The following is a 22,561-nucleotide window of genomic DNA, read 5'->3' on the forward strand; positions in this document are numbered from 1 at the left end:
CGCCAGCTCCACCCCACTCGCCACCACCACCCCGCACGCCTCATCGCGCCCGGCCGTGGTCTAGACCTTCCCGTTTCGTACCGATAACGGGAACGGGGAGCGCTCTCTTTCCCGAGTTGAGTACGAAACGGGTTTTGGGGACTTGGGGAACTCTGCGAATCGTGCGTGGGTGTGGGCGTGGGGGAAGCCTGTCAGGATGTGGTCGTGGACCTCTTGTTCTTCCGCCGCGCGACCGGTGTGGTGATGGTCGGGCTGACGCTGGCGTTCCTCACGGCCATGGTCATCGGGGCCGTCCGCGACGGTGACGCGTCGAGCGACGTGGCGCTGGTCCTCGCCGGTGTGGTCATCCTGGTCGGCATGGTCTTCGCGGTGATGCGCAGGACGCGCTATCACCGGGTGCGCAAGGACCTCCCGACCGGCGGGCCGTTCATCGCGCTGCAGCTGGTGCTGTCCGCCGGGTTCGTCGGCGGCATGGGCCTGGCGCACACGGCGCTCGCCGCCAGTCCGACGATCGAGGTACAGGCGACCTACACGGGGTGCATCAAGGGGCGCACCACCAAGTGCGACGGCAAGTACACGGTGAACGGGGTCGAGTACCGGGGCCGGATGCCCGGGCGCTCGGAGTCCAGCACGCCGATCAAGATCGAGGTGCTGGCCGCCGATCCGGAGACCGTGGTCACCAAGAGCTGGCTGGACATCATGTTCCTTCGGGTCAGCGGGATCCTCAGCGCGCTGCTGGCGATCGGCGCGATCGTGCGGTGGCTGCGCATCGCGCGCGGGATCACCGCCGAACTCAAGCGAGCTCGTGCGTGACCGGGATGTTGCCCCTGGTGGCGTTGGAGTACGGGCACACCTGGTCGGCCGCCTCGACGAGCTGCTGAGCGACGACGCGGTCCAGGCCGGGCAGCGTCACGACGAGGTGCACGCGCAGGCCGTAGCCCACGCCCTCGGCCAGCGGACCGATGCCCACCTCGGCCGCGACGGTCGAGGCGGCGACGTCCTGCTTCGCCTTGCGCGCCACCAACTTCAGCGCGCTGTGGAAGCACGCCGCGAACCCGGCCGCGAACAGCTGCTCCGGGTTGGTGCCGTTGCCCGAACCCCCCAGCTCCGTCGGCGGCGCGAGCGCGACGTCCAAGCGCCCGTCCCCGCTGACCGACTTCCCCTCGCGCCCACCGTCCACCGTCGCGCGCGCCGTGTACAACACCTTGCTCACACTCACATCTCTCTCCTTCTCTTAAGCGCTGAATGACTCATTCAGGTACTTGAACGCACTGAATGAGTCATTCAGGTGGTTCAACGGACCAAACGCGGCATTCGCGTGCGTGGACGCGTGGGGTTCGGGGTGGTCGTGGACAGCGCGAGCGGGGCCTAGCCGCGCGGGTCGAGGACGAGCTTGCCGACGGTGCGGCGCGAGCGGATGTCGTTGTGCGCCTTGGCGACCTCGGTCATCGGGTAGTCGCCGCCGACGATCGCGGTGAGCTGCCCCTTCTCCGCGAGCGCGAACAGCTCGGCCAGCGGCTCGCCGATCATGCCGGGCACGCCGAAGCAGTCGGCCAGCCAGAAGCCGACGACGGACTTCGAGCCCCGCATCAGCGCGGCGGGGACGACGGGCGTCGCGGCCTCGCGCGAAGCGGCGCCGTAGGTGATGACGCGGCCGAAACGTCCAAGCGCGGCAAGGGAAGCGTCGAAGGTCGGGCCGCCGACCATCTCCAGCACGATGTCGACGCGCTTGCCGCCGTTGGCCTCGATCAGCCGCTCCTTCAAGCCCTCGGGAGCCCCGTCGACGGCGACGTCGGCGCCCAGCTCCAGAGCCTTGGCGCGCTTCTCCTCAGTGGAGGCCGTGGCGATGACGCGCCCGGCGCCCCACTGCTTGGCGAGCTGCACCGCGAGGGAACCGACCCCTCCGGCGGCGGCGTGCACCACGACGGTCTCGCCCTCGATCATCCGCGCGGAGGTCCTCAGCAGGTGCCACGCGGTCGTGCCCTGCAACACCAGCGCGAGCGCGGCGCCGTCGCTGACGCCCTCGGGCACGTCGAAGGTGCTGTGCGTCGCCGCGACGGCCTTCTCGGCGTAGCCGCCGCCGTTGAGCAGCGCGACGACGCGGCGCCCGTCCTCGGCGCGGCCGACGACCTCACCCCCCGGGACCAGCGGCAGCGAAGCGGGGGCCAGGTAGGAGTTCTCCACCTGGTGGGTGTCGGCGTAGTTGATGCCCGCGCGGTCCACGGTGATCAGCACCTGCCCGGACCCGGCGACGGGATCGGGCAGCTCGGCCATGGTCAGCACCTCGGGCCCACCGAACTCGGTGATCTGCACTGCGCGCATCGGGAGTCCCTCTCCAAACAACGACTGTACGGCGTACAGTACACCGTACAGTAGCGTCGCCGAGCTGGAGAAGTGATGTCCGACAAGCGCACGAGGGCCCCGCGCAACACGCTCAACCCGGAGCTGATCGTCACCACGGCGCTCGGCCTGATGAAGACCGAGGGCGTCGAGGCGTTCAGCCTGCGCGCGCTCGCGAAGGAACTGGGCGTCGGCCCGATGGCGCTCTACACCTACTTCCGCGGCAAGGACGAGCTGATCGACGCCGTCCGCGACCACCTGTTCAGCACGCGGAAGCTCTCCTCGGCACAGGGCCCGTGGCAGCAGCAACTCCGTTCTGTCGCAACGGGTCTGCGCGAGCTGCTGCTGGAGCACCCGTGCCTGCTGCGCATCCTCGCGAGCAGGCCGCTCAAGGGCCCGGAGACCGCCGCGGCGACGGAGACGGTCGTGCGCGCGCTGCGGGAAGCGGGCTTCAGCAAGGAGAACGCGGCGCGGGCGCACACCTCGCTGTTCACCTTCGTGCTCGGCGCCGCCCTGTGGGAATCCCAGATGAACGCCGAGAAGCAGGACCCCGAAGGACGGCGCCGACTGCGCGCGACCATGGCGGCAGTGTCCGAAGTGGACTACCCGACGGTCGTGGACCTCGCCGGGGAGCTGGCCGCGACCAGCGGCGGCGACGCCCAGTTCGAGTTCGGGCTGACCGCGCTGATCATGGGCCTGGAGCCGTTCGCCGGCTGATCGTATCGTTGCGCAGACTTGACGCGTCGTTGGGTTTTTACAACAGTTCGTTCATGAGTCCGGTACGACGCGGCGCAGGGCTGCCGATCTACAACCGCCTGCCGGTGCTCCGCGCGGAGCGGCGGATGAGCCGCGCGGCACTCGCGGAGGCCGTCGAGGTCAACCCGCAGACGATCGGCGCGCTGGAGCGGGGCGACCACTACCCCAGCCTCGACCTGGCGTTGCGCATCTGCGCGGTGTTCGGCCTTCCCGTGGAAGCCGTCTTCGGCCGCGAACCGTTCACCCCGCTGTCCACCCAGCTCTACCAGGACTAGTCATGTCCAGTCACCCGCGCCCACCGCCGCAAGATCGCGCTGGTGGTGCTGATCGGCTTCGCGTGCACGATCGCCGCGGCCGCCCCGTTCCGCGAGCCGACCCTGATCCCCTCCGCCGCGCTGATGGTGGTCGACCTGGCGTACGGCGTCGTCGTCGCCGGGCACCCGCAGGCGGGCTCGCTGACCGCGGCGATGACCGCGGCGCTCTTCCTGCTCGGCACCGCCATGCCCAACGCTGACGCTGGCGTGGCAGCTGCCCGACGACGACCCGGAGGACTTCGCTACGACTCCTCGGCGATTCGCTTGATCGCCGCGAGCCTGCGGTCCCACTCGGACGCCACGTGGTCCATCCACCGCGCGGTCGCCCCGAGCGCTTCCGGCCGGACGGCGTAGCGCACCTCGCGCCCGTGCCGCTGCCCGGCCACCAACGCGGCTTTCTCCAGCACGGCAAGGTGTTTCACCACTGCCTGCCGGGTGACGGGGAGGTCGGCGGCGAGCACGGTCGCCGAGCACGCCCCCCTCTCGGCGATCAGGTCGAGCAACCGCCTGCGCATGGGATCGGCGAGAGCCGCCAGAACCTCGTCGATCATGCCTCCACGTACACCTTCAGCTCGTCCAGCTCGGACTGCCAGCCACCGACGTTGTCGGCGTGCTTGGCGGCGCGCACCTCCGGTGTGAACGCGAGCGCGTCGAAACCGTTCTCCACCAAGCGAAGCCGGGTGCCGGAGCCCTCCGGCGCGAGCGTGTACTCGACCCGGGTGGCGTTGCCGTCGGTGACCTCGGCGCCCTCCTCGGTCGTCCAGCGGTAGACCAGTCGCGACGCGGGCTCGACCTCGTCGATGACGGCGTTGAACCGCCCGTGCTCGGCCCAGCCGAAGACCAGCCGCCCGCCGGGCTTCAGGTCGATCTCGGCGAAGTCCCCCAACCACTTCACGATCTGGTCGGACTCGGTGATCGCGGACCACACCTTCTCGACCGGCGCGTTGATGACGAGTTCCCGCTCGATGCGGTCAGTGCTGCTCATGGCGTTCTCCCTCTCGGTTGGCGCAACCCAAGAGTTGCACATCGTTCCGTGAGGCGCAACCCATGAGTTGCACCAGGAGTGCGCCCGCGACGATCAGGTAGGCGTTGCCGACCAGGTGCTGCCACCACAGGAAGTTCCCGTGCGGTGACATCAACCGGTGCGGCTCGGCGAAGAACACCGCCACCACGGCGAGCCACACCCACCTCCGCGCGAGCACCAGTCCGATCAGCGCGGGCACCACCCACACCCAGTGCGTCGTCCACGAGACAGGGGAGGCCAGCAACCCCGCCACGGCGACCACGGTCAGCGCCAGCAGGTCCTCGCCGCACCGCCGCAGCCGGGCCGCGACGAACCACGCCACCGCGACGATCACCACCACCCCGACCGTCCACAGTGGAATGATCGCGGAGTCCGGCAGCCCGCTGCGCGCGAGGAGTCCGCGCAGCGACTGGTTGTCCCGCGACCACGAGGCCCCGATGCGGTCCGTGCTGGCGAGAACGCCGAACCAGTAGGCCATGGAGTCCTTGGGCGCCAACAGCAAACCCAACGCGGTGGCCCCGAGGAAGCCCAGGACCACGTTGCCGACCGGCCGCCACTGCCGCGCCACCACGAAGTACAGCCCGAAAGCGGCCGGGGTCAGCTTGATCGCCGCGACGATCCCGATCAGCAGGCCCCGCGGCCACGGCGTCCTCGGGAGCAGGCAGTCCGCGACGACCGCGACCATCAGCAGCACGTTGATCTGGCCGAGCCACAGCGACGACCGGACCGGCTCGACCAGCACGCACAGCAGCGTGAAAACCAGGCCCAGCAACCAGTTCCTGCCGAGGTGGCGCACGACGAGCACGCAGGTCCCGGCCAGCGCGAGCACGGTCAGCAGCGTCAGCACCACCACCGCGCCGGTCATCGGCAGCAGCGCGAGCGGGGCGAAGAGCAGCGCGGCGAACGGCGGGTAGGTGAACGGCAGGCCGGTGTCGCTGGGCAGGTAGGGGAAACCGGCGCCGTACAGCGGCAGACCGTTGAGCCAGGCGTGCCCGCCCGCCCGGTAGACCTGGAGGTCGATCAGCGTCGATCCCCAGGTGAACAGCGCCGCTAGCACGGTCGCCGCCGCGAGGGCAAGCAGAGCGTTCCGAGTGTGCACCACACGTGCCTTCATACAGAGCCCAAGAGCTAGCGTTGCGATCGACCACTCGCCAAGGGGGAGAAGCAGCCATGCACGTGCTACTCGCGACCGCCGGTTCCAGGGGAGACGTCTCCCCGTACACGGGCCTCGGCGTGCGCCTGATCGCCGAAGGCCACAAGGTCACCATCGCCACGCACGGGCCGTTCGAGGAGATGGTGCGCGCGTGCGGGCTCGACTTCCGCGCGCTGCCGGGCGACCCCCGTGAGGCGCTGAAGTCCGAGGACGGCCAGAAGTGGTCCCAGGCCAAGTCCTCCGCGATCGGCATGTTCAGGCAGATGAAGGTGCTGAAGAAGGAGATGGTGCACGCGGCGGGGGCGCTCGCCGACGTGGCCGAGGAGGAGGGCCCCGACGTCCTGCTCGCTGCGCCGATGGTCTCCATGATCGCGTACTCGGTCGCCAAGGGCCTGCGCGTGCCCAGCGCCGGGGTGTTCCTCTCCCCCTCCCACCCCACGCGCGAGTTCGCACCGCTGCTGAGCAAGGGCGGCTCCTTCGGCCCGACCGGCAACGTCCTCGCGGCGCACGCCATGATGCGCATGGTCGGCTCGGCCTACATCCCCGCCGTGGCAGCGGTGCGCGAGCGCTTCAGGCTGCCGAAGCTCTCCCTCGGCCAGGGGTTGCGCGAGCAGGACGCCGAGAAGTGGCCGGTGTTCAACGGCTACAGCGAGCACGTGATCCCGCGCCCCACCGACTGGCGCGAGGGCCTTGAGGTCTGCGGCTACTGGTGGCCGCACGTCGCGCCGGGCTGGCAGCCTCCCGCCGAACTGGTGGAGTTCCTCGAAGCGGGCCCGCCGCCGGTTTTCGTCGGTTTCGGCAGCATGGTTCCCGGGGACGGCGAGCACCTGGGGCGCCTCGCCGCGACCGCGCTGCGGCAGGCCGGAGTGCGCGGCGTGATCCAGGCGGGCTGGGCGGACATGAGTTCCCTCCGGGACGAGAACCTGATCACCGTCGGCGATGTGCCGCACGAGTGGCTGTTCCCGAGGATGGCCGCGGTCGTGCACCACGCGGGCGCGGGCACCTCGGCGGCGGCGCTGCGCGCGGGCGCGCCCGCGATCCCCGTTCCGGTGCTGGCCGACCAGCCGTTCTGGTCCGGCACGCTGGCCAGGCTCGGTGTCGCGACCCCGCCGGTCCCGATGAGCACGATCACCGCGGACCGGCTCGGCGCCGCCATCCACGCGGCCGTGACCGACCCGCGCTTCCGCGAGCGCGCGACCGCGCTGTCCGAGCTGGTCAACGCCGAGGACGGAGCTGCCCCGGTGGTCGAGTTCCTGAAGCGCCTCTAGCCCGGGTATCACCCCGGTATGGGTGCGGTACAGCGTTTTTAGCGCCCGGTCAGCGGCGGGCGGCATCCTGGTTCCAGGACGGGGGTGCCACATGGAGTTCCGGGTCCTCGGAGAGTTGGAAGTCAGGGGTGCGCGCGGTCGCGTTCCGGTCAACGGGAAGCGGCAGCGCGCGCTCCTGGCCGTCCTCCTGCTGCGCTGCGGGCAGGTCGTCGGGGTGGACGAGCTGGCCGAGCTGGCCTGGCCCGACCGCCCGCGCGAGTCCGCGCGCAAGCAGGTGAAGATCGCGGTTTCCGCGCTGCGCAAGGCTTTCGGCGATCCCGGCGTGATCATCACGCGCTCCCCCGGCTACCTCATCGACGCCAGCGGCCACCGCCTGGACCTGCGCTGGTGCGAAGCGCTCGTCCGCGCGGGGCGCGCCGCCACGGACCCCGAGGAGAAGGCGCGCTACCTGCGCGAGGCGCTTGAGGAGTTCCGTGGACCGGTGCTGCCCGGCATCGACCTCGACACGACGGCCGTGGAAGAGCTGCGCGCGGAGATCACCGAGGAGTACGCGGAACTGGAGCTGGAGCTCGGTCGCGGCGGTGACCTGGTCGCCGAGCTGACCCGGTTGTCCGACCGCTACCCGCTGCGCGAACGCCTGCGCGGCCTGCTGGTGACCGCGCTGCACCGCTGCGGCCGACGCGCGGAAGCGCTGCGGGTCCTCGGCTCCCCCGAGGTCCGGCCCGCGCAGCTGCCCGCCGACCTCGCCGATCTCACCGGGCGCGTCGCCGAGGCCGATCAGCTGTGCGCGGCGCTCGACGGCTCGCCCTCCGGCTACGCACCCGCCGTCGCGGTGGTCACCGGCGCGCCCGGGACCGGCAAGTCCGCGCTCGCCGTGCGCGTCGGCCACCGGCTCCGCTCCGAGTTCCGCGACGGCCAGCTCTACGCTGACTTCCGTTCGGGCAAGGACAATCCACTGTCCACAATGGACGTTCTGGCCGGTTTCCTGCGCGCGCTCGGCTCGTCCCAGGTCCCGGACGGCCCGGACGAGCGCGCCGCGCTCTACCGCAGTCTTCTCGCCGAACGCCGTGCGCTGGTCGTGCTGGACAACGTCGCCGATGAGAACCACGTCGCGCCGCTGCTGCCCGGTTCCGGTGGCTGCGCCGTGCTCGTCACCTCGCGCAGGCGGCTGACCGGGCTCGCGGGCGCGCACCGCGTCGAGCTGAGCGGCCTGGGCTCGCAGGAGTCGCTGAGCCTGCTCGGCGCGCTCATCGGCGGGGGCCGGGTGGCCGCCGAACAGCTCTCGGCGCGGCGCATCGCGTTCCTGTGCGAGGGTCTTCCGCTCGCCCTGCGCATCGTCGGCGCCAAGCTCGCCGATCATCCACAGTGGACTTTGCAGCGGATGTCCGACCGCCTGGCCGACGACGCGCACCGGCTGACCGAGCTGCGGCACGGCGGGTTGGACCTGCGGGAGGCGCTGGAGGGCAGCGTGCGAGCGCTCGGTCCGCACGCGGGCCGGTTGTTCCGGCGGCTGGGGCTGCTGGGCTTCTCCGAGATCACTCCGGCGGTCGCTGGGGCGCTCGCCGGAGTGAGCTCGGAGAGGGCGGCTCGGCTGCTGGAGAGCCTCGCCGCGTCCCGGGTGCTGCTCACCGGTGACGGGGACCGCTATCGGTTGCCGGATTTGTTCCGGCTCCTCGCCAGGGAGCACTGCGCACCCGAGGGGAAGGGCAGGCCGGCCCAAGTCGGGCTGGGGGTCCTGACTTGAGCCGACCGCCCCGCAGGCCGGCGATCAGGGCGCACAGATCACCGGCGGGAATGAAGTTCGTGATGATTTCGATTCGCTCGGGGAGTTACCCCCGGAATCGAACGAGGGCAAAGCTAGCAGACGCCCGATGACGCGATTATCGGAGTGTGACCCGCATCACCGCACCCTTAACGCACATTTAGGGTCACCCCCGGGAAAGCGAGGTCAAGCTGACGATCCTTCAGCATTCGGCCAGCGCTGAAGCAAGAAAAGATCCTGGCCAGAGCGTGCTCACGACGTAAAATCTTCCTCAAGCAATCGAAGGGCACGGAGATTAAGCATGCCCCTCCACATTTTTACCCACCCGCGAGAGCCCGCCAGGGGATGCGCGCGACGACTCGTTCGCGCAGCTGCTCGTTCATCAACCACAACTCACCGGTAGCCGGCCAGTAGGACAGGTTTTGGTTGTTGACGGGCGCCTCGGTCAACTGGGAAATGCTCTGCCCTGCGACGCCGCCGTGCAGGCAGCTCGGCAGGTCCACCGGCTTGCCCGCGTGCTGCGCGCAGGCGCCCGAGACCACGAGGTGGCCGTTGTGCGAGACCGCCCCCTGCATCGCCCAGACCGGCGAGCGAAATGCCTCCAACGCCCGAATTGACCCGTTCGGCTCAGTGCGCAGCAATCCCGTGCCCGGATCGAGCGGCCACCGCATTACACGTCCGCCTCCGCCCTTGGCGACGTGTTCGGCAACGATCAGGGAACTGTTCCCCCGGTCCAAGGAGAGGCTTGCCGAACACGGTTTGTCCCCATTGACCGCCGCGCACCCGCCGCCCTGGTACCAGTAAGCGCCGATCTGCGGCAGCGCCCAGGCGTGGTAGCGCGCCGAGAACCGCCCGTCGGCTTTGCGCCCCACGTGCGCGGGCGCGGTGTCCATCGCCCAGAAGTGCCGCAGGTCGAAGACCCGCAGAACGCTCCCCTGCGCCAGGTAGAGGTGGTTGCCGAACCACGACAACCCGTCCCCGTGGCTGGAGATCGCCTTGAAATCCCCGGCCGCGTGCGGCTCCACCAATAAGACATGTCGATAGGACAATGTTTTCTCGTCGAGGAACGACACCCGAGTGAAGGTGTCCCCCGGCGTGTGCCAGCTCGCCGCGACGATCCGCTTCCCGCCGACCGTCCCTGCGGCCTCGGCGTCCCCCGACCCGGTCAGCCCCTGCGGAATCCACGCGTTGGTGTCGTCGTCCTCGCCGTCCTGCCAGCAGAACCCCTTCGGCCCGAGCCCGGCCTTGAGGTGGGTCCCGTGGCACAGCGGCCGCCCCTTGCGGTTCGCGCTGGCCAGAACATCGTTGAGCCCCTTGGGTTTCAGCTGTGCGTTCCGCTCCAGCGCGTCCATGTTCGCCTTGTACACCGCGAACGTCTGCCCTTGGACGTAGACGAACCGGCTCGCGTCGATGCGCGGGAACGGCACCGCCGCGCCCGCCGGGACCGCGAGCCCAGCCAACACGAGCACGACCACCACTACCAGCCTGATCACGCGCACGACAGCCTCCACCGTGATCAATCAACCAAGTAGCACCACATCCCGTAATTGTCCCACCTCTGTTCGATCGCACCATCCGCCGTTGAGCCGCAGCTGGCGAACACGCAACCTCAGGGGCTTCTTCTAGCGTGGGGTCGGCTTGACCTGGGGCCCCTTGCGCGTGCCCTCATTGGCCGGGCGGGCACGGGATGAATCCCGGCCCACGCGGACGAGCGTATGGCACGCGCACCCCAGGTAAAGCCTCGGTTGCGTTGTGCCCCTTACGTTCCAGCCCCGCTCCACGCATTGGCTCGGTGGACGCTCCGCTGTCGCCCGTGCACCACTTCACGCGCATGCCGAATACACCCTCCGTTACTGTTGTCGCGCGTGCCTCTATCCCCTGAGTCGTGGGTCGACTCTGATGTTGCGCAGGGGTTTCTGTTCCGGGTCCACCCACGGTGGCGGGATGAAGTCCGGCCGCCCGTCCTCGGCGAAGACGATCTTCCAGCCTTCTTCGTGGATCACGTGATGGTGGTGCGAGCACAGCAAGACCATGTTCCCGAGATCGGTAGGCCCTCGGTGTCGTGTCCAGTGCAATACATGGTGAGCTTCCGTCCACGCCGGTGGCCGATCACACCCCGGGAAGGCGCATCCCTTGTCCCGCACCGCCAATGCCCGCCGAAGCGGGGGTGGCGCTGTGCGGACGGAGCGTCCGTAGTCGAGGGGGATGCTCTCCCCGTTGAGGACGACGGGGATGAGTTCGGCGTCGCAGGACAGTTGCCGCAACAGCGACGCCGTCGCTTCACCGTCCCAATCGGTGTAGCCGGTCCGAACTTTCTCTTCCAGCCAGTCCAGGCGCATCGTGACGACCATCTGCGGCCGCACCCCGCCACTCATCGGCAGATCCTTGGTCGACATCGCGATCGTGATCAGCTCGCACAAGCCGTCGGCGTAGCGCTGCTCGGGTGTGCGCGGGTCCTTCTCCCCACCCACCGGACGAGGCTTCGACACCGCGTGCAATGCCTCTTCGACCATCGCGCCTTCCAGCGGTGGGAGGCAGCCGTTGAAGACCAGCCAGCCGTGCTGGTTCTTGGTCATCTTCCACGACCGAGCCTTCACACCCTCCTGCTCGTCCTTGAAGGCACCGTCCTGATCAAAATGCGACCGCAACCGCTTACCCGCATAGGTCAACTCCTGCGGGGTAAGGGTGGGGGCGAAGTCCAGCAGCGTCTTCTCGGCCAACTCCGCTTCGGCGGCGGGGATGTTCTGGATGACATCGGAAATGATCAACGCATGCTCACCACTCAACACACCCGCATACACCGCATCCCGAGTCTGGGGCACGCCAGGCAACTCGGCCACCAGGCGGGAGCGTCGCTTCGCCTCCGCCGGAGAGATCCTCAACCGCGACCGCAACAACGTCGCGATGTTCCGGCACCCCAGCGAGGTGTGCAAGCCACGCTCCTCCGCGTGCGTCGCCGCGTCAGTCTTCACAGCGGTCACAAGGTTCGAGAGGGTTTCCAGGCCGTCCAGGAACGCGAGGTGTTCTTCCTCGGAAAGCCGGTAGACGTCTTGTACTTGGAGATGATCTATCAATGTTGACTGGAGTTCTGCGATATCCAACATGATCACACCTCCTTATCTGTTGGATACCTCAATTTTAGCAAGTCCTGTGAGGGCGTCAAATCCGTTGCAGGCTAAGGGAAAACGCGGCTTTCAGCCGCGAGCGAAACTGGTCGGCTTTACCTGGGGTGCGCGTGCCGTACGCTTGCGCGAGGGCCGGGTTCACTACCCGTGCCCCTGTAAGGCCCAGGGGCACGCGCAAGGGGCCCCCAGGTCAAGCCGACCCCACGCTGGTACCGGTGCGAGCTGGAAGTCCAAGCCGTCCCGACCAGGAAGCCCAGCCGTGCCCCAGCCAAAAAAGCGCTAAACCCCCCGAACCAGATCAGCGCACTTCTCCCCGATCATCATCGTCGTGATGCACGGATTCACAGCGATCAAGAACGGCATCACGGAGCCGTCAGCCACCCGCAGCGCTGACACGCCCTTCACCCGCAGCTCCGCGTCCAAGGGCGACCCGGCGTCCGCTCCCATCCGCACGGTCGACGACGGGTGGTACACGGTGTTGTGCGTTTTCCGGATGTAGTCCAGCAACTCGTCGTCCGACCGCACATCAGGTCCAGGCGCCAACTCCGCCCCGGCCCACGGCGACATCGACTCCTGCGCGACGATCCGCCGAGCCAGTCGGAACCCGTGCGTCATCACGCGAATGTCGTGCTCGTGCGTGAAATAACGCGGATCGACCAGTGGGCGGTCGCGATAATCGGGGCTCTGCAAGCGAACGGTTCCCAGGGATCGGCTCCGGGTGACGTTCGGGGTGAGGCAGAAGCCGTTCTCGGTCGTCGGATAGCCGTGCCGCGCGGTGTTGAGGTCGAAGGGCACCGAGCCGTAGTGGAACATCAGGTCGGGCCGGTCGAGGCCGTCCTTGGTGGTGGTGAAGATGCCGATCTCCCACCACTGCGTGGATTCGGTGGGCATGGGGCGCTTGGCCTCCCACTGGATCACGCCCTCGGGGTGGTCCTGGAAGTTCTCGCCGACGCCCGGGGAGTCGACGACGACGTCGATGCCGAACTCGCGGAGGTGCTGGGCGGGGCCGATGCCGGAGAGCATCAGCAGTTTCGGGCTCTCGATCGCGCCACAGCTGACGATGACCTCGCGGCGCGCGGAGGCGGTGAGCGTGTGCAGCAGGTCGGGCGCGAGGTAGTCGACGCCGGTGCAGCGGCCGGAGGAGATGACGAGCTTCTTCGCGCGGACGCCGGTGCGCACTTCGAGGTTGGGGCGCGTGCCCATGATCGGGTGCAGGTAGGCGACCGAGGCCGATGAGCGGTTGTTCGCGGCGTCGGAGTTGATCTGGAACCAGTTGGCGCCGTTGGTCACGGTCGTGCCGGAGTTGAACTCCGCGCGCGGAATCCCGGTCGCCGCACAGGCTTCGAGGAGCGCGGCGCCGCAGGGATCGACGGACTTGATGCTGCGGATCTGCACGGGACCGGAGCGCCCGTGGTGCTCGCCGGGCCCGTCGTTGGTCTCCAAGCGTTGGTACAGCGGGAAGATCTCCGCAGCGCTCCAGCCGGTGCAGCCGTTGGCGGCCCACTCGTCCAGGTCCTCGGCCGGAGCCCAGAACGCGATGCACGAGTTGTGCGAGGAGCACCCGCCGAGCACCTTGGCGCGCGCGTGGCGCATGAACGAGTTGCCGTTGGCCTGCGCCTCGACCGGGTAGTCCCAGTCGTAGCCGGACTCCAGCAGCGCCATCCAGCGGTCGAGGCGCAGGATCGCCTCATCGTCCACATCGGACGGTCCGGCCTCCAGCAGGCAGACGGTGACGTCGGGGTCCTCCGACAGCCGCGCGGCGAGCACCGACCCCGCCGTGCCGCCCCCGACGATGACGTAGTCGAACTCGTTCACGAACCCTCCTCCGACCAGGCATTCTCAGGCCGCACGCCGGTCTTGTGCCGCAGCACGAACCAGTAGTAGGTGAAGCCGACGAGCGCGACCCCGCCGACGAACAGCACGGCGCCCCACCTCAGGTACCAGTGGAACGGCTCGCTCGGGTTGTAGATCTCCTGGCGCGGCCACAGCAGGTTCAGCGTCATGCCGGTGCCCCACAGGATCGCCAGCACGTTCACCGGAATCCCCCAGCGCCCCAACGAGAAGCCCGCGGGCTGCCACCGGCCGCGCAGGCGCGCCAGCAGCATCGGCACGGTCACCATCAGGTACGCGATGTAGATCATGATGATCGCGATGCTGGTGATCACCGCGAAGATCTGCGGCTGCCCCACGTTCACCACCAGGACGCAGACCGCGATCAACCCGGTGATCACCGCGGGCGCGACGGGGGTGCCGAAGCGCGGACTCACCCTGGCCAGCAGCCCAGCGGCTGGCAGGTTGTTGTCCCTGGCCATGGCGAAGGCCATCCGGATGCTCGCGGTCTGCACGGCGAGCACGCACACGGTGATCGCGACGACCACGGCCCACAGGAACACCGTGCCCAGTGTCGGGCCGAGCACGTCGAGCAGGATGAACTGGAGCCCGGTCGTGGTCAGCTCGGGCGCGTTGATGTCCTTGGCCGCCATCAGCGCGAACAGCAGGATCAGCCCGCCGAGCACGAACGAGGCGATCAGCGCGCGCAGGATCGCCTTCGGCGCGTTCTTGCGCGGGTTGAGCGACTCCTCGCCGAGCGAGGCGGCGGTGTCGTAGCCGTACATGACGTAGGCCGAGGCCAGCGCCGCGGTCAGGAACGCGCCGAGGTAGCCGAGGGAGTGCCCGGCGCCGGTGCCGTGCGTCTCGGTGACCACCTCCGGGCCGCGGGTGATGTTGGCCGCCAGCACGATGATCAGCAGCACGGCGGCGATCAGCTCGATGAGCACGCCCGCGCTGTTGATGCGTGCCATGAGCTTGACCCCGAAGGCGTTGACCAACGTGGTGAACAGGATCAGCACCGCGCCGAGCACGACCGCGTTGGTCGCGGAGTCGGTGGGGTTGCCGCCGGTGCCGACGATCTGGAACACGGCGGAGATCTGCGGCAGCGTCTGCTGGTAGGCCAGCGCGACCGCGGCGATGGTGGTGATCGAGGCGATGAGCATCATCCACCCGGCCAGCCAGGCCACGTGCGGGTTGCTCAGCCGCTTCGTCCAGTTGTAGACCGAGCCCGCGACCGGGTAGGTGCCGGCCAGCTCGGCGAAGCACAGCGCCACCATGAGCTGGCCGACGAACACCATCGGCCACGACCACCAGTACGCGGGGCCGCCCTGCGCCATGCCGAGGTAGAACAGCTGGAAGGTCCCGGTGAGGATGGAGATGTAGCTGATCCCCGCCGCGAAGGTGTGGAAGATGCCCAGTGTGCGTTTGAGTTCCTGCTTGTAGCCGAACTGCGCGAGCCCCGTGTCCTCCGGACTCTCCGCCATGTGGTCCCTCCGCTCAGGTCAGCTCCCGGCGAACCAGTGCTGCGGTTCCGGGTTCAGGTTCTGCCAGACGTGCTTGCTCTCCCGGTATTCGGCCAGCCCGCTCGGACCCAGTTCACGCCCGACGCCCGAGCGCTTGAAACCGCCCCATTCCGCCTGCGGCACATAGGGGTGGTAGTCGTTGATCCACACGGTTCCGTGCCGCAGCCGCGCCGCGACCCGTTGCGCCCGCCCGGAATCGGTGGTCCACACCGCCCCGGCGAGGCCGTAGTCGGTGTCGTTGCCGAGCCGCACCGCGTCGTCCTCGTCGGTGAAGCGCTCGACGGTCAGCACCGGCCCGAAGGACTCCTCACGCAGCACCGACATCCCCGACCGGCACTCGTCAAGAATCGTTGGCGGGTAATAGAAACCCGGTCCTTCTGGAACGACTCCGCCGCAGCGCAGCACCGCTCCCTCGGCAATACCGGCCGCCACGTACGCCTCGACCTTGGCGCGGTGCGCCTCGGAGATCAGCGGCCCGGTCTCGGCCTTCTCGTCGAACGGCCCGCCGAGCCGGATCGCCGAAGCCCGGCGCACCAGTTCGTCGACGAAGCGGTCGTGCAGCTCGTCCTGGACGATCAGCCGCGCTCCGGCGGAACAGACCTGGCCCGAGTGCAGGAAGATCGCGGTCAGCGCGTAGTCGACGGCCGTCTCGAAGTCCGCGTCCGCGAAGACGATGTTGGGGTTCTTGCCGCCCAGCTCCAGTGCGACCTTCTTCACCGTCGCAGCCGCCGATGCCATGATCCGCTGACCCGTCGCGAGGCCGCCGGTGAACGACACCAGGTCGACGTCCGGGTGCTCCGACAGCGGCGCGCCCGCCGCAGGACCGGCGCCCAGCACCAGGTTCGCCACCCCGGCGGGCAGTCCGGCCTCGTCGAGCAAGCGCATCAGCAAGATCGCGGTGGACGGCGTCAGCTCGCTCGGCTTCAGCACGAACGTGCACCCCGCCACGAGCGCGGGCGCGACCTTCCACGAGGTCTGCAGCAGCGGGTAGTTCCACGGCGTGATCAGCCCGCACACGCCGACCGGCTCGTGCACGACCCGGCTGAGCACGTTGGCGTTGCCCGTGTCGACCACGCGTCCCGCCTCCGCGCCGACCTGCGACGCGAAGTAGCGGAAGCAGGCCGTCACGTCGTCGACGTCGTACTCGCTCTCCACCAGGCGTTTGCCGGTGTCCAGCGATTCCGCGCGGGCGAACTCCGCCTTGTCGCGCTGGAGCAGGTCGGCGACCTTCAGCACCAGCGCGGCGCGCTCGGCGGCGGACGTCCTCGGCCAGGGCCCTGTGTCGAAAGCCGTTCTGGCGGCGGCGATCGCGGCTTCGGTGTCCGCGCGGGTCGCTTCGTCCACAGTGGACACAACAGCGCCGTCGGCCGGGCATCGGATCTCGCGCCGCCCTCCGGCGCGAGCCGACTCCCACCTGCCGCCGATGTACAGCTCGGGCATCGGAGGTCCCCTTCGTCGGAGTGAATCCGACCCTAGCCCACCCCTCCGACACCCGCCCCCGGCCGAACGGGGGCGACTATCGGTTGTCAGCCGTCTGCTCGACCACCCACTTGTGGAACTCGCCGATGTGGTGCTCGCTGGGCACCAGAACGCCGCCGGAGCGGTAGGCGCGCGAGTCCATCGCGGGCTGGCACCGCTCACAGGCGTCGAAGTCCTGCTGGTTCACCCGGTGGAACAACTCGACCGAGCGCGAGACATCGCGGCCCTCGCGCACGACCTCCGGCGAGTACAGCCAGTCGCACTCCACCACCGTCCGGTCCGCGGCGAGCGGGAACATCCTGTGCACAATCACGTGGTCAGGAACCATGTTGACGAACACCTGCGGCTTGATGGTGATCGCGTAGTAGCGGCGGTCCTGGTCGTCGGCGATCCCGGGCAGCCGCTCGAAACCCTCGCTGCCGTCGACGGTGAACCCCTTGGCCTCCTCGGCGAACTCCGCGCCGTGGCCGACGTAGTACTGCGCGGCGTAGCCGTCGGCGAACTCCGGCAGCACCTCGGTCAGCTCGGGGTGGATCGTCGCGCAGTGGTAGCACTCCATGAAGTTCTCGACGATCAGCTTCCAGTTCGCCTTGACGTCATAGGTGATCCGCCGCCCCAGCGTCAGCTCGTCCACCGAGTAGCGGTCGAGTGATTCCGCGTCGCCGAGCCGGTCGACGACCTCGCGCAGCACGGTGTCCTCGAACGACGGCGGCTCCTCGGCGAGGCACACCCACACGTAGCCCAGCCACTCGCGCACGTGCACGCCGACCAGGCCGTAGGTCGTGCGGTCGATGTCGGGCATCTTCGTCAGGTTCGGCGCCGCGATCAGCTTGCCGTCCAGGTCGTAGGTCCACGCGTGGTACGGGCACTGGAAGTTGCGCCGCACCTCGCCGGCCTCCTCGACGCACAGCTTCGCGCCGCGATGGCGGCAGATGTTGAGGAACGCGCGCAGACCACCCGTGCGGTTGCGCGTGATCATCACGCTCTCCCGTCCGATTTGGACAGTGCGGAAGGCGCCCGGCTTGGCCAGTTCGTCGGACCTGATCGCGCAGAACCACATGCGCTCGAAGATCCGCTCCTGCTCGCGGCGGAAGTTCTCCGGATCTGTGTAATCGCTGCCTGGCAGGGTCGGGATCAGAGACGGCGGCAGTCCAACAGTGGTCATGCGAAGCTCCTGCAAGGGTCGAACAGCGCGATCGGGTGCTCAGTGCGGCCGGTGAGGGCCAGGTCGGCCAGGATCTCGCCGACGACGGGGACGAACTTGAAGCCGTGCCCGGAGAACCCGCACGCGACGGTGACGCGCTCGTGCTCGGGGTGGCGGGCGATCACGAAGTGCTCGTCGGGCGTGGTCGTGTACATGCACGTGGCGGCGCGGAGGAATCGGCCCGGCAGCTCGGGGATGCACCTCGCCATCTGCCCGGCCATCGCGTCGATCTCGTGTTGGTGCACGTTGCGGTCGATCGTCTCCGGTGTGCACAGCACGCCCTTGCGGAAGAACGCCACCTTCGCACCACCGGAAGGCCCGTCGTGCGCGGGGAATCCGTAGACCTGCACTCCGGCGGCGTCCTCCCAGATGTAGATGGGATGACGGCTCAGGTCGAAGCGCTCGACACCGCCGGTCGGCTCGAACCAGTACTGGATCTGGCGCTCGATGGCGAACGGGACGTTGAGATCCGCCAGCAACTCCGGCGCCCAAGCACCCGGGCAGATCACGAGTTCCCCGGCTTCGTAGGTCCCCTTCGCGGTGATCACCCGCACACCGTCCGAAGTGGACTCGAAGCGCAGCATCGGCTCTTCGAAACGGATGTCCGCCTTCGCGGCGGCCAGCTGGAGGTGCGCCGTGACCGTCTCTTCCGGACGGACGAAGCCCGCGCGCTCCTCGAACAGCGCGACCTCGTCCGGCAGCGGGTTCAGCGTCGGGAACCTCCTGCGCACCTCCATCGCGTCCAGCATTTCGTGCGGAAGGTCCCACTTCTCCGCTGAGAGTCGGCTTCCCGCAACGGTTCTGCTCGTCGGTGGGCCGACCATCACGCCACCGGTGAGCGACAGGATCTCGCGGCCGGTGTCGCGTTCGAGCTTCTGCCACAGCTCGTATGCGCGCAGCAGCAACGGAACGTAGGCGGGGTCTTCGAAGTAGGACTGCCGAACGATCCGCGAGCCACCATGACTGGAGCCCTTGTTGTGCGCGGGGCCGAACCGCTCCAGGCCGAGCACGCGCGCTCCCCTGTCCGCCAGGTGGTGCGCGGCGGCGCTGCCCATTCCGCCCAGGCCAACGACAATGACGTCATACATCGTTCCTCCGACGGGTCAGCGGCGGATACGGGTCATCTCCGGGTCGAACAGGGGCTCGGCCGCCACGGTCGCGGGATAGCGGTGGCCGAAGTAGCCGATCTCCACGCGCGCGCCCGGCTCGGCGAGCGCTGACGGCAACCACGCGTACGCAATCGGCTTGTCGATCGTGTAGCCGTACGCTGCGCTCGTCACGTAGCCGACGACTTCGCCGTTGCTGTACACGGGTTCTTTGCCCAGCGCAACGTGTTCGCGCGCGTCCAGGGTCAAGCACGCGAGCCGTTGCTCCGGGGCATCGCGCAGCGCGTCCCTGCCGAGGAAGTCGCCGGAGTCCATCCGCACCGCGAAACCGAGACCGGCCGCGTACGGATCGTGCTCCGGCGTCATGTCGGTTCCCCAAGCGCGGTAACCTTTTTCGAGGCGCAGGCTGTTGAAGGCACTGCGTCCAGCGGCGATCACGCCGTGCTCCTGACCGGCTTCCCACAGCACGTCCCACAGGCGCTGGCCGAGGTCTGCGGTGGTGTACAGCTCCCATCCGAGTTCGCCCACATAGGACAGTCGCATCGCGGTGACGGGGATGTTCTTGAGATAGGCGCGCTTCGCCTTGAAGTAGCCGAAGCCCTTGTGGGAGAAATCTTCCTGCGTCAACGGCTGGACAAGATCGCGCGCGAGCGGACCCCACAGGCCGATGCAGCACGTCCCGGCGGTGATGTCGCGGATCTGCACCGAGCCGTCGTCCGGGAGGTGGCGGGTCAGCCAGTCCAGGTCCAGGTTTCCGTTGGCGCCGACCTGGAAACGGTCCTTGGCCAGCCGAGCGACGGTGAGGTCGCTGCGCACTCCGCCGGTGTGGTCGAGCAGCAGGGTGTAGGTGACCGCGCCCGGCTTCTTCGCGAGGTTGTTGGTGGTCATCCGCTGGAGGAAGTCCAGCGCGCCCGGCCCCGCGACTTCGAGGCGCTTCAAGGGAGTCATGTCGTACAGCGCGACCTTCTCCCTGGTGTGCCTCGCCTCGGCGGCGGCGATCGGCGACCAGAAGCGCGCCGACCACTCGTCGCGCTCCGGGAGGTCAAGCCCTTCGGCGAGGTGCGCGTTCGACTCGAACCAGTGCGGGCGCTCCCAGCCAGTCGCTTCGAGGAACACCGCGCCGAGCTCGCGCTGCCGCTGGTAGAACGGGCTCACCCGCAGCGGGCGCGGTGATTCCATGGGCTGCAACGGGTGCAGGATGTCGTAGACCTCGACGAAGTTCTGGCAGCCGCGCTCGGCGATGTAGTCCGGCGCGAGCTGCACGTCCTCGAAGCGGTGCACGTCGCACTCGTGAAGCTCCACAGTGGACTGACCGTCGACGATCCACTCCGCGACCGCCCGCGCCACCCCGGCGGAGTGCGTCACCCACACGGCCTCGGCCAGCCAGAAACCCTTGACCTCGCGGGATTCCCCGAGCAGCGGGAAGCCGTCCGGAGTGAACGAGAAGATCCCGTTGAAGCCCTCCTCCACCTTCGCGTCGCCCAGCGCTGGCAGCAGGTTCCGGCAGTCCTGCCAGGGCTCGGCGAAGTCGGCTTCGGTGAACTCCAGCATCGACGGCATCGGACCGTCGTCGCGCAGGTCGTCGAGATCGACCGGCATCGGGCGGTGCGCGTAGGAGCCGACGCCGAGCCGGTCGTGGTGCTCGCGGAAGTACAGGTCGCGGTCCTGGTGCCGCAGGATCGGCCGACCGGCTTCGCGCGAATCGTCCAGCTCGGACAGTCGGCTCGTGCGGACGTACTGGTGCGCAAGGGGAATCAGCGGCACGGTCATGCCGACCATTGCGCCGACGCGCTGACCCCAGAAGCCCGCCGCCGACACGACGACGTCCGCCGCGAACGTGTCGTGCTCGGTGCGAACCCCGACCACGCGGCCGTTCTCCTGCAAGATCTCGACGACCGGCTGGTTGCCGTGGAACACCGCGCCGCGCGCCATCGCCCGCTGTGCCTGAGCCTCACCAGCGCGCACGGCCTTCGCCAAGCCGTCGTCGGGCGTGTGGAAGCCGCCGAGCACCATGTCCTTGTCCAGCAAGGGCCACAGCTCGACGCACTCCTGCGGGCTCAGCAGGTCGCCCCGCACGCCCCACGCGCTGGCGAACCCGTGCCGTCTTTCCAGCTCCGCCAAGCGCTTCGGTGTCGTGGCGACCTCAAGCCCGCCGACCTGGTTGAAGGCGCCGTCCAACGCGCAGAACTTCTGCACGGTGTAGGAGGCGAAGGTCGTCATGGTCTTGGACGGGTTGGTCTGGAACACCAGGCCGGGCGCGTGCGAACTGGAGCCGCCCGTGGCGAACAGCGGCCCCTGGTCGAGCACGGTCACATCGGTCCAGCCGCGCTCGGTCAGCTCGTCGGCCAGCGAGCAGCCGACGATCCCGGCGCCGATGACGATCACCTTGGCGGACACCTTGGCGGGCATCAGAACACCACCACCGAGCGCAGGACCTTGCCGGAGTGCATGCGCTCGAACGCGTCCTCCACCTCGTCCAGCCCGATCGTCTCGGTGACGAAGCCGTCGAGGTCGAGCTTCCCGCTGAGGTAGAGGTCCACCAGCAGCGGGAAGTCCCTGCTGGGCAAGCAGTCCCCGTACCAGCTGGACTTCAGCGCGCCGCCACGGGAGAACAGGTCGATCAGCGGCAGCTCGATCTTCAGCTCCGGTGTCGGCACGCCGACCTGGACGACCGTGCCCGCGTGATCGCGCATGTAGAAGGCCTGCCGGTAGGTCTCGGCGATGCCGACTGCCTCGATCACCACGTCCGCGCCGTTGCCGCCGGTCAGCTCGCGCACCGCCGCGACCGGGTCGGCATCGCGCGAGTTGATCGTGTGCGTCGCGCCGAAACGCGTTGCGGCGTCGAGCTTCGCGTCGTCGATGTCCACGGCAGCGATCAGCCGCGCCCCGGCGACGGCGGCTCCGGCGATCGCGGCGTTGCCGACCCCGCCACAGCCGATCACCGCGACCGCGTCGCCCATGCCGACCGCGCCGGTGTTGACCGCCGCGCCGAACCCGGCCATCACCCCGCAGCCGATCAGCCCGGCGGCTTCGGGCCTGGCCGCCGGGTCCACCTTCACGCACTGTCCACTGTGGACGAGCGTTTTCTCGGCGAAGGCGCCGATTCCCAGCGCGGGGCTCAGCGGCGTGCCGTCGAGCAGCGTCATCGGCTGCGCGGCGTTGCGGCTGTCGAAGCAGTACCAGGGCCGCCCGCGCCGACAGGAGCGACACCCCCCGCACGGCGCGCGCCAGGCGATCACCACGTAGTCGCCCGGCTTCAGGTCGGTGACGTCCGGGCCGACCGACTCGACCAGCCCGGCAGCCTCGTGCCCGAGCAGGAACGGGAACTCGTCGTTGATCCCGCCCTGCCGGTAGTGCAGGTCGGTGTGGCAGACCCCGCAGGCCAGCACCTTCACCACCGCCTCACCGGGACCGGGGTCCGGGACGACGATCGTCTCGACCTCGACCGGGGCGTTGCGCTCACGCGCCACGACGGCGCGAACCTCCTGCGGCACTGGCTGTCTCCGATCCGTGCGGATGTCCGAGGTTTGAAGCACGAGCGAAGTGGGCATCGCGCACGCGTGCGCGATTGAAGAGAGGTGATGGTTGTTGCGCATGGCGCACGGTGTTGTGGAATTGGAGACACCATGAGGGCGCGCTCAGGGCAGTGTCAAGCCCCGCGTGTTCGCCTTAATGCG

At 68.9% G+C, this 22,561-nt stretch carries 20 protein-coding genes; 5 read left to right on the plus strand and 15 right to left on the minus strand.

Annotation, left to right across the window (positions count from 1 at the left end; all coding sequences use genetic code 11):
- Positions 1-204 precede the first annotated feature (204 nt).
- Positions 205-813, plus strand: coding sequence for a hypothetical protein (locus CCN37_RS04470; protein ID WP_143261427.1), 609 nt, complete (start codon positions 205-207; stop codon positions 811-813).
- Here CCN37_RS04470 and CCN37_RS04475 read toward each other — a convergent pair.
- Positions 794-1,213 (minus strand): organic hydroperoxide resistance protein, encoded by a 420-nt coding sequence (locus CCN37_RS04475; RefSeq protein WP_168200513.1) that lies wholly within the window; start codon positions 1,211-1,213, stop codon positions 794-796. The genes CCN37_RS04470 and CCN37_RS04475 overlap by 20 nt on opposite strands.
- 155 nt (positions 1,214-1,368) lie before the next feature.
- Positions 1,369-2,322 (minus strand): zinc-binding dehydrogenase, encoded by a 954-nt coding sequence (locus tag CCN37_RS04480; RefSeq protein ID WP_086819358.1) that lies wholly within the window; start codon positions 2,320-2,322, stop codon positions 1,369-1,371.
- Positions 2,323-2,397: 75 nt separating this feature from the next.
- Here CCN37_RS04480 and CCN37_RS04485 point away from each other — a divergent pair, with 75 nt between their 5' ends.
- Positions 2,398-3,057, plus strand: a complete 660-nt coding sequence (locus tag CCN37_RS04485) for a TetR/AcrR family transcriptional regulator (RefSeq protein WP_086819359.1) — start codon at positions 2,398-2,400, stop codon at positions 3,055-3,057.
- A gap of 53 nt (positions 3,058-3,110) precedes the next feature.
- Positions 3,111-3,371 carry a helix-turn-helix transcriptional regulator gene (locus CCN37_RS04490; protein WP_086819360.1) on the plus strand — a complete coding sequence of 87 codons (261 nt, stop codon included), beginning with the start codon at positions 3,111-3,113 and terminating at the stop codon, positions 3,369-3,371.
- Here the strand turns inward: CCN37_RS04490 and CCN37_RS39625 are convergent.
- From CCN37_RS39625 to CCN37_RS04510, 4 genes are read right to left on the minus strand one after another with little or no spacing between them, the layout of a single operon-like run.
- On the minus strand, positions 3,368-3,598 hold the full coding sequence (locus CCN37_RS39625; protein WP_168200514.1) for a hypothetical protein: 231 nt from the start codon (positions 3,596-3,598) through the stop codon (positions 3,368-3,370). The two genes, CCN37_RS04490 and CCN37_RS39625, sit on opposite strands and share 4 nt — an antisense overlap.
- 54 nt (positions 3,599-3,652) lie before the next feature.
- Positions 3,653-3,961 carry a helix-turn-helix transcriptional regulator gene (locus CCN37_RS04500; protein ID WP_086819361.1) on the minus strand — a complete coding sequence of 103 codons (309 nt, stop codon included), beginning with the start codon at positions 3,959-3,961 and terminating at the stop codon, positions 3,653-3,655.
- The gene (locus tag CCN37_RS04505) at positions 3,958-4,395 is read right to left on the minus strand and encodes an SRPBCC domain-containing protein (protein ID WP_086819362.1); all 438 of its coding nucleotides are present in this window, start codon (positions 4,393-4,395) and stop codon (positions 3,958-3,960) included. Before CCN37_RS04505 ends, CCN37_RS04500 begins: the two co-directional genes overlap by 4 nt.
- The gene (locus CCN37_RS04510) at positions 4,382-5,533 is read right to left on the minus strand and encodes a glycosyltransferase 87 family protein (RefSeq protein WP_168200515.1); all 1,152 of its coding nucleotides are present in this window, start codon (positions 5,531-5,533) and stop codon (positions 4,382-4,384) included. The genes CCN37_RS04505 and CCN37_RS04510 overlap by 14 nt, the downstream gene beginning before the upstream one ends.
- Before the next feature lie 71 nt (positions 5,534-5,604).
- Between CCN37_RS04510 and CCN37_RS04515 the strand changes: the two genes are divergently transcribed.
- Both CCN37_RS04515 and CCN37_RS04520 read left to right on the plus strand, forming a co-directional pair.
- Entirely contained in the window at positions 5,605-6,855 is a 1,251-nt protein-coding gene (locus CCN37_RS04515) for a glycosyltransferase (RefSeq protein ID WP_086819364.1), read from the plus strand.
- A 91-nt stretch (positions 6,856-6,946) separates the two neighbouring features.
- The gene (locus tag CCN37_RS04520) at positions 6,947-8,599 is read left to right on the plus strand and encodes a BTAD domain-containing putative transcriptional regulator (protein ID WP_086819365.1); all 1,653 of its coding nucleotides are present in this window, start codon (positions 6,947-6,949) and stop codon (positions 8,597-8,599) included.
- 335 nt (positions 8,600-8,934) lie between these two features.
- Here the strand turns inward: CCN37_RS04520 and CCN37_RS04525 are convergent, their stop codons facing one another.
- The 9 genes from CCN37_RS04525 to CCN37_RS04565 form a co-directional block, all read right to left on the minus strand.
- The gene (locus tag CCN37_RS04525) at positions 8,935-10,116 is read right to left on the minus strand and encodes a hypothetical protein (RefSeq protein WP_086819401.1); all 1,182 of its coding nucleotides are present in this window, start codon (positions 10,114-10,116) and stop codon (positions 8,935-8,937) included.
- A 372-nt stretch (positions 10,117-10,488) separates the two neighbouring features.
- Positions 10,489-11,721 (minus strand): HNH endonuclease signature motif containing protein, encoded by a 1,233-nt coding sequence (locus CCN37_RS04530; protein ID WP_143261428.1) that lies wholly within the window; start codon positions 11,719-11,721, stop codon positions 10,489-10,491.
- A gap of 300 nt (positions 11,722-12,021) precedes the next feature.
- Positions 12,022-13,557, minus strand: coding sequence for a GMC family oxidoreductase (locus tag CCN37_RS04535; protein ID WP_086819367.1), 1,536 nt, complete (start codon positions 13,555-13,557; stop codon positions 12,022-12,024).
- A complete protein-coding gene (locus CCN37_RS04540) occupies positions 13,554-15,056 on the minus strand; it encodes an APC family permease (protein ID WP_086819368.1) in 1,503 nt (500 codons plus the stop codon). Before CCN37_RS04540 ends, CCN37_RS04535 begins: the two co-directional genes overlap by 4 nt.
- A gap of 18 nt (positions 15,057-15,074) precedes the next feature.
- Positions 15,075-16,535, minus strand: a complete 1,461-nt coding sequence (locus CCN37_RS04545; protein WP_086819369.1) for an aldehyde dehydrogenase family protein — start codon at positions 16,533-16,535, stop codon at positions 15,075-15,077.
- A 76-nt stretch (positions 16,536-16,611) separates the two neighbouring features.
- Positions 16,612-17,739: an aromatic ring-hydroxylating dioxygenase subunit alpha gene (locus tag CCN37_RS04550; protein ID WP_086819370.1), complete on the minus strand. Its 1,128-nt coding sequence runs from the start codon at positions 17,737-17,739 to the stop codon at positions 16,612-16,614.
- The gene (gene solA / locus CCN37_RS04555) at positions 17,736-18,866 is read right to left on the minus strand and encodes an N-methyl-L-tryptophan oxidase (protein WP_086819371.1); all 1,131 of its coding nucleotides are present in this window, start codon (positions 18,864-18,866) and stop codon (positions 17,736-17,738) included. Before solA ends, CCN37_RS04550 begins: the two co-directional genes overlap by 4 nt.
- 15 nt (positions 18,867-18,881) lie before the next feature.
- Positions 18,882-21,293, minus strand: coding sequence for an FAD-dependent oxidoreductase (locus CCN37_RS04560; protein ID WP_086819372.1), 2,412 nt, complete (start codon positions 21,291-21,293; stop codon positions 18,882-18,884).
- Positions 21,293-22,378 carry an S-(hydroxymethyl)mycothiol dehydrogenase gene (locus CCN37_RS04565; RefSeq protein WP_086819373.1) on the minus strand — a complete coding sequence of 362 codons (1,086 nt, stop codon included), beginning with the start codon at positions 22,376-22,378 and terminating at the stop codon, positions 21,293-21,295. Before CCN37_RS04565 ends, CCN37_RS04560 begins: the two co-directional genes overlap by 1 nt.
- Between the last annotated feature and the right edge of the window lie 183 nt (positions 22,379-22,561).

The sequence above is a fragment of the Allokutzneria sp. NRRL B-24872 genome (assembly GCF_002155965.1).
Classification (GTDB): domain Bacteria; phylum Actinomycetota; class Actinomycetes; order Mycobacteriales; family Pseudonocardiaceae; genus Allokutzneria.

Excerpts from the sequence above, each read along its gene's own strand:
- CCN37_RS04480 (WP_086819358.1), bottom strand. The coding sequence starts at position 2,322 with ATGCGCGCAGTGCAGATCACCGAGTTCGGTGGGCCCGAGGTGCTGACC.
- CCN37_RS04485 (WP_086819359.1), top strand. The coding sequence starts at position 2,398 with ATGTCCGACAAGCGCACGAGGGCCCCGCGCAACACGCTCAACCCGGAG.
- CCN37_RS04490 (WP_086819360.1), top strand. The coding sequence starts at position 3,111 with ATGAGTCCGGTACGACGCGGCGCAGGGCTGCCGATCTACAACCGCCTG.
- CCN37_RS39625 (WP_168200514.1), bottom strand. The coding sequence starts at position 3,598 with ATGGCGGTGCCGAGCAGGAAGAGCGCCGCGGTCATCGCCGCGGTCAGC.
- CCN37_RS04500 (WP_086819361.1), bottom strand. The coding sequence starts at position 3,961 with ATGATCGACGAGGTTCTGGCGGCTCTCGCCGATCCCATGCGCAGGCGG.
- CCN37_RS04505 (WP_086819362.1), bottom strand. The coding sequence starts at position 4,395 with ATGAGCAGCACTGACCGCATCGAGCGGGAACTCGTCATCAACGCGCCG.
- CCN37_RS04515 (WP_086819364.1), top strand. The coding sequence starts at position 5,605 with ATGCACGTGCTACTCGCGACCGCCGGTTCCAGGGGAGACGTCTCCCCG.
- CCN37_RS04520 (WP_086819365.1), top strand. The coding sequence starts at position 6,947 with ATGGAGTTCCGGGTCCTCGGAGAGTTGGAAGTCAGGGGTGCGCGCGGT.
- CCN37_RS04530 (WP_143261428.1), bottom strand. The coding sequence starts at position 11,721 with ATGTTGGATATCGCAGAACTCCAGTCAACATTGATAGATCATCTCCAA.
- CCN37_RS04540 (WP_086819368.1), bottom strand. The coding sequence starts at position 15,056 with ATGGCGGAGAGTCCGGAGGACACGGGGCTCGCGCAGTTCGGCTACAAG.
- CCN37_RS04545 (WP_086819369.1), bottom strand. The coding sequence starts at position 16,535 with ATGCCCGAGCTGTACATCGGCGGCAGGTGGGAGTCGGCTCGCGCCGGA.
- CCN37_RS04550 (WP_086819370.1), bottom strand. The coding sequence starts at position 17,739 with ATGACCACTGTTGGACTGCCGCCGTCTCTGATCCCGACCCTGCCAGGC.
- solA (WP_086819371.1), bottom strand. The coding sequence starts at position 18,866 with ATGTATGACGTCATTGTCGTTGGCCTGGGCGGAATGGGCAGCGCCGCC.
- CCN37_RS04560 (WP_086819372.1), bottom strand. The coding sequence starts at position 21,293 with ATGCCCGCCAAGGTGTCCGCCAAGGTGATCGTCATCGGCGCCGGGATC.